At 34.4% G+C, this 14,717-nt stretch carries 13 protein-coding genes; 3 read left to right on the plus strand and 10 right to left on the minus strand.

Annotated features, from left to right (window positions below):
• The first annotated feature begins 122 nt into the window (after positions 1-122).
• Positions 123-764 carry a flavin reductase family protein gene (locus tag BUA03_RS00095; RefSeq protein WP_066082904.1) on the plus strand — a complete coding sequence of 214 codons (642 nt, stop codon included), beginning with the start codon at positions 123-125 and terminating at the stop codon, positions 762-764.
• Positions 765-767: 3 nt separating this feature from the next.
• Positions 768-2,300 (plus strand): cryptochrome/photolyase family protein, encoded by a 1,533-nt coding sequence (locus tag BUA03_RS00100; protein ID WP_066082906.1) that lies wholly within the window; start codon positions 768-770, stop codon positions 2,298-2,300.
• A 79-nt stretch (positions 2,301-2,379) separates the two neighbouring features.
• Here BUA03_RS00100 and BUA03_RS00105 read toward each other — a convergent pair whose 3' ends face one another.
• Together BUA03_RS00105 and kynU are read right to left on the minus strand one after the other, a co-directional pair.
• The gene (locus tag BUA03_RS00105) at positions 2,380-2,814 is read right to left on the minus strand and encodes a YMGG-like glycine zipper-containing protein (RefSeq protein WP_066082909.1); all 435 of its coding nucleotides are present in this window, start codon (positions 2,812-2,814) and stop codon (positions 2,380-2,382) included.
• 88 nt (positions 2,815-2,902) lie between these two features.
• The gene (gene kynU / locus BUA03_RS00110; RefSeq protein WP_066082911.1) at positions 2,903-4,201 is read right to left on the minus strand and encodes a kynureninase; all 1,299 of its coding nucleotides are present in this window, start codon (positions 4,199-4,201) and stop codon (positions 2,903-2,905) included.
• A 176-nt stretch (positions 4,202-4,377) separates the two neighbouring features.
• Here kynU and BUA03_RS00115 point away from each other — a divergent pair, with 176 nt between their 5' ends.
• Entirely contained in the window at positions 4,378-5,112 is a 735-nt protein-coding gene (locus BUA03_RS00115; RefSeq protein WP_066082913.1) for an SIMPL domain-containing protein, read from the plus strand.
• 327 nt (positions 5,113-5,439) lie between these two features.
• Here BUA03_RS00115 and queA read toward each other — a convergent pair whose 3' ends face one another.
• The 8 genes from queA to BUA03_RS00160 form a co-directional block, all read right to left on the minus strand.
• Positions 5,440-6,489: a tRNA preQ1(34) S-adenosylmethionine ribosyltransferase-isomerase QueA gene (queA, locus tag BUA03_RS00125; protein WP_066082916.1), complete on the minus strand. Its 1,050-nt coding sequence runs from the start codon at positions 6,487-6,489 to the stop codon at positions 5,440-5,442.
• Positions 6,490-6,638: 149 nt separating this feature from the next.
• Positions 6,639-7,868 (minus strand): 3-phosphoshikimate 1-carboxyvinyltransferase, encoded by a 1,230-nt coding sequence (gene aroA, locus BUA03_RS00130; RefSeq protein WP_066082918.1) that lies wholly within the window; start codon positions 7,866-7,868, stop codon positions 6,639-6,641.
• A gap of 100 nt (positions 7,869-7,968) precedes the next feature.
• On the minus strand, positions 7,969-8,295 hold the full coding sequence (locus BUA03_RS00135; RefSeq protein WP_066082920.1) for a nucleotide pyrophosphohydrolase: 327 nt from the start codon (positions 8,293-8,295) through the stop codon (positions 7,969-7,971).
• Positions 8,296-8,297: 2 nt separating this feature from the next.
• A complete protein-coding gene (locus BUA03_RS00140; protein WP_066082922.1) occupies positions 8,298-10,313 on the minus strand; it encodes a DUF3857 domain-containing protein in 2,016 nt (671 codons plus the stop codon).
• 3 nt (positions 10,314-10,316) lie between these two features.
• Entirely contained in the window at positions 10,317-12,227 is a 1,911-nt protein-coding gene (locus tag BUA03_RS00145) for a DUF3857 domain-containing protein (RefSeq protein ID WP_066082925.1), read from the minus strand.
• A 48-nt stretch (positions 12,228-12,275) separates the two neighbouring features.
• Positions 12,276-12,728 (minus strand): D-aminoacyl-tRNA deacylase, encoded by a 453-nt coding sequence (dtd, locus tag BUA03_RS00150; protein WP_066082927.1) that lies wholly within the window; start codon positions 12,726-12,728, stop codon positions 12,276-12,278.
• 92 nt (positions 12,729-12,820) lie between these two features.
• Entirely contained in the window at positions 12,821-13,798 is a 978-nt protein-coding gene (rsgA, locus tag BUA03_RS00155) for a ribosome small subunit-dependent GTPase A (RefSeq protein WP_066082929.1), read from the minus strand.
• 209 nt (positions 13,799-14,007) lie between these two features.
• Entirely contained in the window at positions 14,008-14,658 is a 651-nt protein-coding gene (locus BUA03_RS00160; RefSeq protein WP_066082931.1) for a hypothetical protein, read from the minus strand.
• Between the last annotated feature and the right edge of the window lie 59 nt (positions 14,659-14,717).

The following is a 14,717-nucleotide window of genomic DNA, read 5'->3' on the forward strand; positions in this document are numbered from 1 at the left end:
TAAAACTATTTATTTCAATGTCTTCTTTCTAAACAGCCAACACTAAATTAATATAATATTTTGTTTAATTTATTTCTTAATCAATTAAACAAAAAGTATATTTGTTTTAAATAACAGTAAATATGAAAAACATTTCAAGAGATGCTATTGCTCAAATGGGAAAAATCGAGAGATTAAATTTAATTAATTCCTGCACTGGTTATAAATCTGCTAATCTACTTGCTTCAAAATCCGTTGATGGCAAATCAAATGTTGCTATTTTTAGTAGTGTCACCCATCTAGGCAGCAACCCAGCGCTGATTGGATTCATTATGCGCCCAACAACGGTGCCCAGAGACACGTACAAGAATATTAAAGAAACCGGATATTTCACAGTGAACCATATTACTGTTGACATGATTGCAGATGCGCATCATACGTCAGCAAATTATGAATTGGGAATTTCTGAGTTTGATAAAACTAATTTAGAAGAAGAATATAAAAAAGGTATTGAAATCCCTTTTGTAAAAGGAAGTCCTGTTCAATTGTATTGCAAGTACGTTAATGAATATTACATCAAAGAAAACGACACCATTCACCTGATTGCTTCTATCGAAAATTTATTTTTTGAAGAAGAACTAGAACACAAAGACGGCTGGTTGCAAATTGACAGAGGGAACGTTGTGGCAATAAATGGCCTAGATGGGTACTGTTTACCCAAGTTAGTGGATCGTTTCCAATATGCCAGAAAAGAGATTCCAAGTACTTCCTTTCCCAAAAAATAAGAAATGAAAAAACTCCGGTTAATCCTTGGTGATCAGTTAGATTCACAGCATTCTTGGTTTCAAGAATACGATGATAACACCATTTACGTTATGGCAGAAATGCGTCAGGAAACAGATTATGTAAAACATCATATTCAAAAAGTTGTGGCCTTTTTTCTGTCAATGAGGAATTTTTATACAACTATAAAAAACTTGGGACATCAAACGGTCTATTTTCAAATTACCGATAGTACTAATCCACAGGATTTAGAAAAAATAATTGCGCTTTGCATCGAAAAATATAAAATCGAAAAATTCGAATACCAATTCCCTGACGAATACCGACTGGACGAGCAACTAAAAACAATTTGCTCCAAATTAAAAATTGATTCGGAAGCTTTTGATTCGGAACATTTTTATACCACACGTCACGAACTTTCTGATTTTTTTGAAGGCAAAAAATTGTTATTGATGGAGAATTTCTATCGCAACATGCGCAAAAAACATCATGTTTTAATGGATGGATCCACTCCTGTGGGAAACCAATGGAATTTTGATGCCAACAATCGCAAGAAATACAAAGGAGAAGTTCCAGTACCTTCAGAAAAAAATTTTCAAACCAATGTGTCTGAAATTGTTGCCCAAATAAAAAAAACTAACATAGTAACCTTTGGCAACATTGATGTGCAACATTTCAGTTGGCCGACTTCACGGGAACAATCATTAGCCGTCTTAGATTATTTCTGCAAGCATCTATTAAAACATTTTGGTGATTATGAGGATGCGATGCATACAGATGAAAAATTCCTTTTTCACTCTCGATTGTCTTTTGCTATGAATAGTAAAATGCTTTCACCAAAAGAAGTCATAGAGACTGTCATCGCTTTTTATCACGCACATGAAACTGAGATCTCCATACCACAAGTAGAGGGTTTTGTGAGGCAAATTCTGGGTTGGCGCGAATACATTCGAGGAATTTATTGGAAAGAAATGCCAAACTACGCGCAACTTAATATTTTAAAAAACACAAATAAGTTACCTGATTTTTTCTGGACGGGTAATACCAAAATGAATTGTATGAGCCACGCACTCAATCAAAGTTTGGACGAGGCTTATGCGCATCACATTCAGCGTCTAATGATAATTGGCAATTTTACGTTATTAACGCAAATTCATCCTGACGAAGTGGATGCTTGGTATTTAGGAGTTTACATCGATGCAATCGAATGGGTCGAAATGCCCAATACTAGAGGAATGTCACAATATGCTGATGGTGGAATTATTGCTACAAAACCGTATGTATCTTCAGGAAGTTACATTAACAAAATGAGTAATAATTGTGCCAAGTGCCATTACAATGTCAAAGAGAAATTTGGAGATAAAGCGTGTCCCTTCAATTCATTATATTGGAATTTCCTAGATGAAAAGAAAGAGTACTTTAAAGGAAATCAGAGAATGGCCATGATGCTGAATTTATTAAATAAAATAAATCCTGAAGAATTGTACAAGATCAAAACAAAGGCAAACGCCATCATTGAAAATATGGATTCGTATTAAACGAAAATTGACTCAAAAAAAAGAGTGTTTAAATTCTGAAGGAACTTAAACACTCTCTTTTTTTATATAAAAAATACATTTACTCTTTTTTGCTTCCGTCGATAATTGCCCCAGTACCAGCACCTATTCCAGCGCCAGCAACACCGCCAATTATGGCTCCTTGTACTTTTTTCTTGCTTATAATAGCTCCGGTAGCAGCACCAACTCCTGCACCAATTACAGCACCCTTAGCGGTACTACTCCACCCTTTCCTCCTAGTTGTTGTTGAATTTGTAGTAGTGGTAGTTGTTCCAGGGGCCTGTTGATTGACAACAACAACCTCTCTTTTCGTTTCAATTTTTGCGGCTTCAATAGCAGCTATTTCAACTTGCATGGAGTCGATAACTCTTTGTTTCTCCATTTCAACTTTCATGGAATCTACAGTAGCTAGTTTTGCCTTTTCAATTTCCATTTTTCCTTGATTTTGACAAGACACAACTATTAAAGATAACAATATAAAATATACAATTTTCATAATTTGATTTTTATTAATTTCTAACCTACAAAGGAACACTTAAAGTCGTAAAAAACAGTTATACGATTAAAACTATTTTTTATACAATTTAAAGCTGTCGTTTATTTAGAATTCCTGTTTTCAAAATTTGACCAAATTCATACATATCCGTGTAGGATGTATACAATGGAACTGGTGCTAGGCGAATGACATTAGGTTCGCGCCAATCTGTGATGACACCATTTTTCATTAAATAGTCAAATAAACTGCGGCCTTCACCGTGCAGCAAAACTGATAATTGAGAGCCTCTTTCTAAAACATGTGATGGCGTAATGATTTCGAAACTACTATCAACCTCTTTATCAATCTCTTGTAAGATAAACTCTAAATAAGAAGTGATCCTATCTCTTTTTTGTATTATCGCATCCATTCCAATTTCATCAAATAGCGCTACAGAAGCTAAATAAGGTGCCAATGATAGAATAGGTAAATTGCTAATTTGCCAACCATCGGCTCCATGAATAGGATCGAAAGTTTGTTCCATCTTAAATCGGCGTTCTTTATTATGTCCCCACCATCCTGCGAATCGTGGCAACTCTGAATTGTTATGGTGGTTTTCATGTATGAAACATCCTGAAGCATTTCCAGGTCCAGAATTCATATATTTGTAACTGCACCAAGCCGCAAAATCCACGTTCCAATCGTGCAATTCTAGTCTGACATTTCCAGCAGCATGCGCTAAATCCCATCCTACGTAAGCACCCACTTTTTGACCTGCAGCTGTTATGGTTTTCATATCAAATACTTGTCCGGTATAGTAATTAACACCCCCTATTAAAACTAAAGCCAACTCGTCGCCAACTTCTTCAATTTTAGCTAAAACGTCTTCAACACGAATATTATGTTCCCCCTCACGACGTTTAATTTCGACAATAGTGTCCTCTAGTTTGATCCCAAGGTAGTGTGAATGAAAATCAACCTGACTTTGAAACATGTACTGATCCGAAGGAAAAGCTTTTTCCTCACAGATAATTTTATATCTGCTTTTTGTAGGTCGATAAAATGAAACCATCAACAAGTGAAGATTCACCGTTAAAGTATTCATTACCGTAACTTCGCTTGGCAGCGCTCCAACAATTTTACTCAGTGGTTGTGCAAAGCGCTCGTGATAGTCCCACCATGGTTTTTGACTGTAGAAATGCCCTTCAACAGCTAAATTTGCCCAATCATCCATTACTTCATCGACGTAAGATTTAGTCCGTTTGGGTTGTAGCCCCAGCGAATTTCCTGTAAAATAAATTACTTTTTTACCATTTACCTGCGGGAAAATAAACTCTTCTTGGTACTTATTTAATAGATCTTGCGAATCTAACTGTCGTGCAAATTCAAGGGTATTTTCGAAAATCATAATTTGTTTTTTGTTTTGTAAAAGTACTAAAAAAAGACCTATCGATAAAAGACTTTAGAAGGATTGAATATAAAACATTAGTTAAAAAAATAGCCTTTCTAGAACTAAAAACAAAAAATCTGTACAATATCACACTTCAAAATTGACTATATTTGATTGCCTATAAAAATTAAAAGATGCTTAAAAACAGTTTAAACGTGATTATTATTGCCATAGCCTTAGTAATTTCCTCCTATCTCTTTTCCAATGCTTTTCAGAATCGAAATAAAAGTAACGACACCATAAGCGTAACTGGTTCCGGGAAAAAGGATTTTGTCTCCGATTTAATAGTTTGGAGTGGTTCCTTTTCTAAAAAAAGTATGACGTTAAAAGAAGCATACGCAGCTTTAGACGCTGACCGAGAAAAAATAAAAAGCTATTTATCAAGCAAAGGAATTGCTCCCAATGAAATGGTTTTCTCAGCAGTAAGTTTCAATAAAGATTTTGAAACTATTTTTAACGAAAATGGAACTACAAGACAACAAACATTTACTGGTTTTACCTTAACGCAAAGTGTCAGTATCCAATCCAAGGAAGTTAATAAAATTGAAGAACTATCCAGACAATCGAGTGAATTGATCAACTCAGGCGTAGAATTTTACTCTTCTCCCCCTGAATATTATTACACCAAACTTGCCGAGTTAAAAATAAAAATGATTGCTGAAGCCACGAAAGATGCCAGTATCAGAGCTAAAAGTATCGCAGAAAATGCAGATGCCAGTTTAGGAAATTTAAAAAAATCAGACATGGGTGTTTTTCAAATAACAGGTCAAAACTCATCGGAAGATTTTTCTTATGGAGGATCTTTTAATACCCAATCTAAAAATAAAACGGCTAATATTACTGTACGATTAGTATATCAAGTAAATTAGCATTTGCAGCAAAATCTTGTGCACTATGGTCCACTCTATTTTTTGTGAAATCGAGCTCAGTCGAGATCCAAATGATGATTCTCCCCTGCACCCGAACTGGCAACAGCACTAGGTAATAAGAAGTATTGGTATTATGCTGTATCTGGTACCATTGTATGAGGGATTTCAGCAGCATCCATTATTTTCTTCCTTTAAGAAAATAAAGACAAAGTGGATAATCCGACCGGCTTTTATTGCGGGACACACCCCAATTATAATTTGCCAAAAGCAAAAAAATCTCGTCATTACTGACGAGATTTTCATATTTAAAACTGAAATGCTTTCGGATTAGATGATTAACATCGCGTCTCCGTACGAATAGAATTTGTATTTTTCTTCGATAGCTTCGGCATACGCTTTTTTCATTAAATCATGTCCACAAAATGCGGATACCATCATCAATAAAGTTGATTTTGGCGTATGAAAATTGGTAATCATACACGTTGGAATAGCAAAGTCATGCGGAGGAAAAACGAATTTGTTAGTCCATCCATCAAAAGGGTTCAAAGTATTTTGAGAAGAAACAGAACTTTCAACTGCACGCATAGAAGTTGTTCCCACTGTGCAAATACGTTTCTTTTTAGCCTTAGCACCATTGACAATGTCGCATGCTTCTTGACTTATTTTTAATTCCTCAGAGTCCATTTTATGTTTAGATAAATCCTCAACTTCAACTGGATTGAAAGTTCCTAAACCTACGTGAAGAGTTACTTCAGCAAATTTGATTCCTTTAATTTCTAGCTTTTTCAATAAATGTTTAGAGAAGTGTAATCCTGCAGTAGGTGCTGCAACGGAGCCTTCCTCTTTAGCATAAATAGTTTGATACCGTTCTGCATCTTCCGGAGTTACATCTCTGGAAATATATTTTGGAATTGGAGTTTCTCCAAGTTCTGTAAGTTTATTGCGAAATTCTTCATAAGAACCGTCATAAAGAAAACGCAATGTTCTACCACGGGAAGTAGTATTATCGATTACCTCAGCAACTAATGAATCGTCATCTCCAAAATATAATTTATTACCGATTCTGATTTTACGTGCTGGATCAACCAAAACATCCCAAAGTCTTTGCTCCGAATTCAATTCTCTAAGTAAAAACACTTCGATTCTTGCTCCTGTTTTTTCTTTGTTTCCATACAAACGTGCTGGAAAAACCTTAGTGTTATTCAGAATTAACACATCGCCTTCATCAAAATAATCGATAACATCTTTGAACATTTTATGTTCTATAGTTTGTTTCTTGCGATCAATAACCATTAGACGTGCTTCGTCTCTGTTTTCAGCTGGATACTCTGCAAGAAGTTCTTTAGGTAAATCGAATTGAAAATGTGATAATTTCATTTGATATATTTATGAGTTATGGATTTTGAAGCATGAGTTTTGAGCTCAGGCTTTTAAATCGTGTGCAAATATACGATTGTGAGATAGGCGTTGTCAAGTGTTTTGCTGTTTATTTTCAAAAGCTGTTGATTCACTAGCTTTTAAAGCGATTATTTTTCGGAAATATCAAAATTTAAACTTTTTAAATCCTTCCAAAAATCGGGATATGATTTTGAGACCACCTCAGCATTTTCGATAATTATCGGCACTTTTAAAGCCAATGGTGCAAATGCCATCGCCATCCTGTGATCGTTGTAAGTGGCAATTTTGATATTGTGATTGATTTCATTCGAGGCCATAAGCGTCAAGCTATCATTGGTAACTGAGATTTTCGCACCTAGTTTTGTTAGTTCAATTTGAAGTGCTTCCAGCCGGTCCGTTTCTTTAATTTTTAAGGTATGAAGTCCCGTAAAATGGCAACCAATCCCTAGCCCTAGACAGGTAACTACAATAGTTTGGGCGATATCCGGGGTGTTGTTTAATTCTAAGTTTAAAGATTGTGGTTTAAAGTCTAGCCGTTTAACTAAAATCATTTTGTCCCCTTCAAAATGAGTTTCAACGCCCATTTGTTTGTAGATTTCAATCAAAGCCGAATCGCCTTGCAAACTAGTTTCTGTATAACTGTTCAATGAAATCGTAGCATTTTCGGCCAAAGCAGCCAGACTAAAAAAGTACGAAGCAGAACTCCAATCGGATTCTACGGTCATTACTTTTGATGCTACTTCTTGTTTTGGATAAACGGTAATAACATTTCCTTCGAAACTCGTTTTAATGTTTAAATCATTCAACAGAGCCAACGTCATTTTGATATAAGGAACCGAAGTGATTTCTCCCACCATAGTGATTTCGATTCCATTTTCCAGTTTTGGAGCCACTAATAATAATGCCGATATGTATTGACTACTTACATTGGCAGGAATATTCACTTTAGAAGCCGTGATTTTTTGTCCTTTGATTCGAATAGGCGGATAACCAACTTCTTTCTCGTAGGAGATTTTAGCCCCTAATTGCTCCAATGCTTCCACCAAAACTTTTATGGGACGCTCCGTCATTCGTTGAGAGCCGGTCAAAACTACTTCTCGTCCTTCATTTACAGCAAAAAAAGCTGTCAAGAAACGCATCGCCGTTCCCGCATGATGAATATCAACTACTTCCTCGTTTCCTTTCAATGCCTTTTGCATGACTTCGCTGTCATCAGAATTGGAAGTATTGGCTAAAGTAATATTTGGAAATAAAGCTTGTAATAATAAGAGTCGGTTGGTTTCACTTTTTGAACCAGTAATATTCAATTGTGAATTATCAATTGTTAATTGTGAATTCGTACTTAATTTTAAATTCATGTTGCTAATTATGAGTTATGAATTATGAATTATCAGTGGTATAATTCAAGTTCGCAATTTACCACTCCGCATTTATAATTCATAATTTATAGTTCACAAATTATTTGAGTTTTTCGTTGTTTTTGTGACGGTCTTTGTCTCTAACGGACTTTAAATCCATCTTTTTGTCGAAAGCGGCTTGTAAATCGATTCCGGTTTGGTTTGCCAAACACAATACCACAAAAACCACATCGGCTAATTCTTCGCCAAGGTCCTTGTTTTTATCGCTCTCTTTCTCGGATTGCTCACCGTAACGACGCGCTATAATTCGGGCCACTTCGCCTACTTCTTCGGTAAGTTGCGCCATATTAGTCAGTTCGTTAAAGTAACGAACGCCGTGTTCTTTGATCCAAATGTCAACGTCGAGTTGGGAATTTTTTAGGTTCATGATTATTTTTTAATTAATACTATTTTTTCATTTTGTTTTTCAATCATTTTTTGATAAAATTCTTTTAACATTGGATAATAATCGGCAATAACGATTGGTACGTTTATTTGATGTGTTAGTACTAACTGAATCGCATTATCTAATGTATTTATCATAAATTTAAATCCTCCTAAATTATCTTCCATATTTAAAAGTAACGGAGTTGGCACAGACTCCACTTTATAACCTTCGGGAATTTTAATTGTTATGTTGTATTTATCTAAAAAAGGGAATCCATAATCTACTGGATAAGCTCTAATTTCTTGTTTGAAAGGATTTTGTGTAACGGCAAAAAACAACATTGGATTTATATAAATTGATCCTCCAATTATCTCGCTAAAATTCGAACCTGAAAACGCAAAGTTTTCTAATATTGGTAACTTTAAATCCTTTTCATTTGTTCTTGAATAGTCACTTATTTCAATTTTATCATTTTCATTTTCTAATTTCTCCAGATAAGTATCTTCTTTGATATTCTTAGTATTTCCTCTAAAAATAATAGCATTGTAATCTGTTCTTTGACGCTTCAACCTTCCTGATACTTCCCCTTTAGCATCAATTTCATAGTTCATAATCACTACGTCGTTGGAGGAAGCTTTAGGCATTAAATCGACTTCTATCGAAGTACCGTCTTTACGAATCAATCTTCCTACCCAATTCAAGGCTCTTAACGGCAAGATATTTGGAGTAGAAAATGGATCCGTCGCATCCAGTAAAACAAGACCATTAGGAGTTTCAACGGCAGCAATAACATAATTGAAAGCAGTTCGGTTGGGAAAAAATGCAATCCCGTTAGATCGGGTACTAACAAGAACAGGATTCGCAGTTAAGCCCACATGACGCAGCATAGCTGTAAGCATCAAATTAATTTCGGCCACATTACCTGTTTTATCCTTGTACGCTTTTTTTACACCATCATCACAAGAATATCCATAATAATCATTCCATTTTACAGACGCTTTCACATGGTTAAAAATTGCCAAAATCTTTTCATCAGCAGAAGAAAGCCCGGCAAGAACAACTTTTAAATCTTCCTCAAAGTACCCTGTTTTATTTAATTCAGGTCCAAAATCTTCGTAGTCATAAATTGTTTTGGTAACGGATGGCCAATCGGTTGATAATGTCTGGTATGGTTGATTTGGAAATTTTACAACTGAAAGTTCGTGAGAAACACTTGTAGTATAGTTAGCAATGTTATTCACATAAGCTTCCTCTTTCATCGCAGGAAGATTTTCTGCAATATAAACCGTTCTGGTTTCTACAAATTCTAACTTTTCTTGGGAAGTAGATGTATGCAAGTTATCTCCTGGCATTACCTTTGGTTTGTACGAATAACTTAAAGATTTACTACTTTTCTCCTTGGTTATGTTTGGAGAGACAAAGCCTTTTATGTTTGGATTGTAATCAAAATACTCTGGAATGAAAGTTTTAAACTCCGAATAATTTACTGGAATACTCGATTGAAAACTCCACTCTGTTAACTCGCTAAAACGGGATGAACGCACTACGTACTTGAATTCGACAACAGAGCCAACTTTTACATTAGGAAGAGTGATTTTTTTTCGCCCCCAATATTTGTTCACTTTTTCATCAAACTCCCCATCACTTTTTAATTTTGTTTTCTCAATCTTACCATTTATCAAATTATACGTAGCAACATCTGAAAAAGATAATATTTCTTTCGCATTTGAACCAATGTAGTAGCTGACCGCTTTGTTTGCCCATTCATACCCTTCCTTTTTATAAATTTTGATACGAGTTGTAACCTGTGTAATCATTTTAAAACCATCATCTTGAGTATATTCAAAATGAACTGCTCCTTTTTCGAAAAGAATAGCAGCTACTGCAGTTGAATCCATCTCATGGTTTTTCTCTTGAAGTTCCTCAACTGAAACATTTCCTAATTTAAAATCTTGTGCATTGGCTTTATAAAAATAAAAAGTACAAAATAGAATAATAACGAGTTTATTGCATTTCATGATTTATTGGTTTGAGGTTAGAATAATTTTGGCATTGTCATTTTTTGAAATTTGTTCTATGAAAAGTCGGTATTCATCATACTCTTTATTTGAAAATAATCCTTTTTTTATGAATAACGTTCGTTTGTAAACTAAATTTGAACTGTCAATTTTTATAATCTCCGTTGTATAAGTCCCGAATTTATTACTCAATTCATAATAAGCGGGCATATATTCTACAGAAAAACCAAGAGGAAGAACTACGTTGATCTCATCTTCATCAAAAAAACCTCTCTGTATTTCTAAAGAATTCGTACGGTTTCTTATTCTCTTTACATAAGCGCTTGTTTTATTGAAAGCATTAACAGCAAATATCAATTTATTTGATGTAAGACTTCCATATTTTACAGCTTCTACAGCTAAGTTTTCAGTTAAATTAATTTTATCTTTATCATTAGAAAATGATATTTTGTTGATTTTTAAATTGTTTATATGCCCCCAATAATCCTTATAATGAGCTTCTTTTTCCGTTGGTTGTAAATTTTCAATAGACGCTTTTTGACTGTATTGTGAACCTCCTGAAACAATTGTTATTTTTCCCGAAAAATCTCCATTTGCTGTTAAAGAATACGAACCTTTACTAATTTGAGTATTTCCTTTATCTTCATATATTTTTGTTCGTACAATCTCTCCTCCCTCTGGTTTTATTACCAAAACTTCTCTGTCATCCGTAAAAATTCCTTGATAACCAAAAGGATCGTCTTGGCTGGTACATTCCAGCCAAGTATAATTATCACCATTTGGAATCGATAAAATAACATGATTCCCTTGCATGGATACAAATTCAGACTGAATATTTAATTTCTTCCTGTCTCCATACAAAATAGTGTAATAAGATGGCACATTAACCACATCCAATAAGGCCTTAGTATAATTAGTCAACGCCTTGCAATCTCCATAACCCAAACGATCCACATCACTGGCAAGCATCGGTTTCCATCCGCCAATTCCAACTTGAATACTAATATACCGCACTTTATGTTGCACGAAATTGTAAATCAATTTAGCTTTTTTGATAGGATCTTTTTCATCTCCAACGAGAGCCTTTACTTTCATTTTGGTTTCATCTGGCAAGTCAGTTGTCCCCAATAAAATTTTATCAGAATACCATTGTCCAAACTCCTTCCAAGTCTTTGCATTTCCGTCTACTCCTTCTAAATGAAACAACTCCAATCCCATCATCAATTTTGGAAAAATAGTGCTAACAACAGGACTGTAATCCTCTTGTTTTTGAGCTAGAATATTAGTTGCGGTGTAGGACAAATTTGTTGACGTGTCTAAGGTTTTCTCAATTTTAAAATTAAAAAAGTTGAACTCCATTTTTTTAAAACCTAAATTATCAGGATACTTTACATTCAAAATACTTTTTTCGACGCTGACAAAATAACTATTTAATGGACGCCAGTCTGGTATAAAAGCGGTAGTTGAAGTTTCGATTTCACTATCAAATACAATAGTAAAAGGATATTGAATGGGAGTATAATCTAAATAAAGATATCTGTTGTCAGAAAAAAGTGTACCGCCGCCAACCGCACTTTGATCTTTGAAATCTTTTCGTTTAAATTTTTTAATTTCTTTTCCAAAGGCATCATAAACTGTGGTTTCAATGTTCCTGATGGTAGTCCTTTTATCGTAGTTCCCTACTGCATCTATCGCATCTAAGCCTTTTTCGTTTAAAACTGTAACGATTCTTTTAGTAATGACATTCATATTTCTTTGAGAAGAAATAAGGATATCTATTTGATTCAAACGAATAACAGCATTAGCATTTTCTTTTAAGCTATCAGAAATAGTGAAAGAGGTATATTCTACCTTTTGAGCATAAATAAAGGTGGTACAAAACAAAAGCAGGGAAGAAACATATTTGAAAATCATAAAAATTCTTTTTATCAAAAATATAAGAATTTTTCGATTAAAGGGAACTTAGTCTCTATTTTTACTATCTATGATTATAGTAACCGGTCCATCATTCATTAAAAGCACTTTCATATCAGCGCCAAACACTCCAGTTTGGACGGTTTTACCCAATTCTTTTTCCATCTGATTTACAAAATTCTGGTATAAAGGAATGGCGATTTCTGGTTTTGATGCTTTGATATAGGAAGGGCGATTGCCTTTTTTGGTTGCGGCATGCAATGTGAATTGAGAAACGACAATGATTTCGCCATCAATAGCTGCAACAGATAAATTCATCACGTCGTTTTCATCACCAAAAATGCGAATGTTCGTGATTTTATTCACCAACCAATCAATATCTTCTTGACTATCGGCATCTTCAATACCAACTAAAACCAATAGACCTTTTTGAATATCCGCTACGATTTTGTTATCTATTGTTACTGAAGCTGAGGAAACTCTTTGTATTACTACTCTCATTTGTAAGTCTTAAACTTTTAAAGTCATAAGGTCCTAAGTCGAAAAACTATTCCAGATAAATAGTTGGTACTACCAAGCAACTTTCGCCACTTTTATTCTCTGGTCTTATCACTAATGATTCGATCTTCGTTATGAATATCCGTACGATAGTTCTCATCATCGCCTTCTAGAATTTTCAAGTAACTTCTATAACGAGACCAAGCAATTTCATCTTTTTCCAAAGCTGCTTTTATAGCACAATGCGGCTCTTCCTTATGCAAGCAATTGTTGAATTTGCACTGCTCTTTCAATTTGAAAAACTCAGGAAAATAACCACTGATTTCTTCTTTTTCCATATCCACAATTCCAAAACCTTTGATGCCTGGTGTATCGATAATTCTGGCATCAAAAGACAGATCATACATCTCAGCAAACGTTGTTGTGTGCTGTCCTTGTTTGCTTGCTTCGGAAATCGTTTTTGTTTTTAAATGCAATGAAGGTTCCATAGCATTCACTAAAGTTGATTTCCCAACTCCAGAATGTCCAGAGAACATACTCACTTTACCAATCATCATTTCCTTTAATTGCTCAATTCCTTTCATTTCAGTAGAAGAAACCCGCAAACATTTATATCCTATTTCCTGATATACATGTTGCATGTAAAGCTGTTCGTCTAGAGTAGCATCATCAAACGTATCTATTTTGTTAAAAACAAGAACAGTTTCAATTCCGTACGCTTCAGCAGTAACCAAAAAACGGTCAATAAAATTAAAAGTCGTAGGTGGATTATTGATCGTAACCAACAAGAAAACCCGATCAATATTAGACGCTATAATGTGCATCTGATGCGATAAATTTACCGATTTACGTACAATATAGTTTTTTCTATCGTGTATTTTATGAATCGTTCCTGTAACTGTGTCAGAGGATTCTTCTAATTCATAATCTACAATGTCACCTACAGCGATAGGATTCGTACTTTTGATTCCTTTGATTCGGAATTTCCCTTTCATACGGCATTCTATAAAACCCCCTTGATCTGATTTTACGGTGTACCAACTTCCTGTAGATTTATACACGAGTCCTGTCATGGAGGATTTTTGATTGAAGATTAACGATTTTAGATTTCTGATTTAAAATCTAAGACTTTGCAAAGATAATTCTTTGTTTCAGGTTTATCCCGAAGCTTCGAAATAATGTTTAAAATTTTTACCCATTTATACAAATAAAAAGATCCCCACGACTTTGATTGTAAAGTAGTGGGGATTGATTTCAAAATATACTATTAAAAATAAAATAATTATTTTTTAATCTCATAAGGAAAATTACGACCTACTTTTCTCATCATTCTTTCCATTACTGCATTTGCAGAACTCATAACATCTTCATTCATTTCTTTATAAAATCGCCAAAGCAGACCACCATCCACTCCATTATACACATTCATCGTCATTTCCCCGCTAGCAACTTTTCCTGTTCCAAAACCTATTAAAAGTGTTTTGGCGATCGCTAAACCTTCACTACTGGTTTTTTCATAAGCATAACCACATTTGATTACAGCATCAACACCTAAAATTTTAGCAAGTGCGTCTGGAGTCATTTCGTCAATTTTATCATACACTTCACTTTGTTTTAAAAGAATATTTGTTCTTTCCACATCCTGAACCTTGACAGTATAATCATCTGATTTTCTCAAAAGATAGGTATACATACCTGATTGCAAGCTAGAACCTAACTTCTTTTCTTCATCCCTATTTGTTTGTGCATCAAAATTTTTAGGAAGCCTTTTATAAGAAATAGATGCTTTAAAAGGCAAAATAGCAACCGTTTTGTGATCTGCAATTAACTCACCTAATTTAGGCGATTCAAAGATTTGTTTTGAGCCTTCAAATTGCGCTAACATAAAAGTTGAAGACAGCAAGCTAATTAAGAGTAAAGTAATTTTTTTCATAATAATGAATTAATTTTAGGTTCGTTGTTAAAGAATGCAATACTACAAAAAAACCTACA

The sequence above is a fragment of the Flavobacterium fryxellicola genome (assembly GCF_900143245.1).
Taxonomy (GTDB): Bacteria; Bacteroidota; Bacteroidia; order Flavobacteriales; family Flavobacteriaceae; genus Flavobacterium; species Flavobacterium fryxellicola.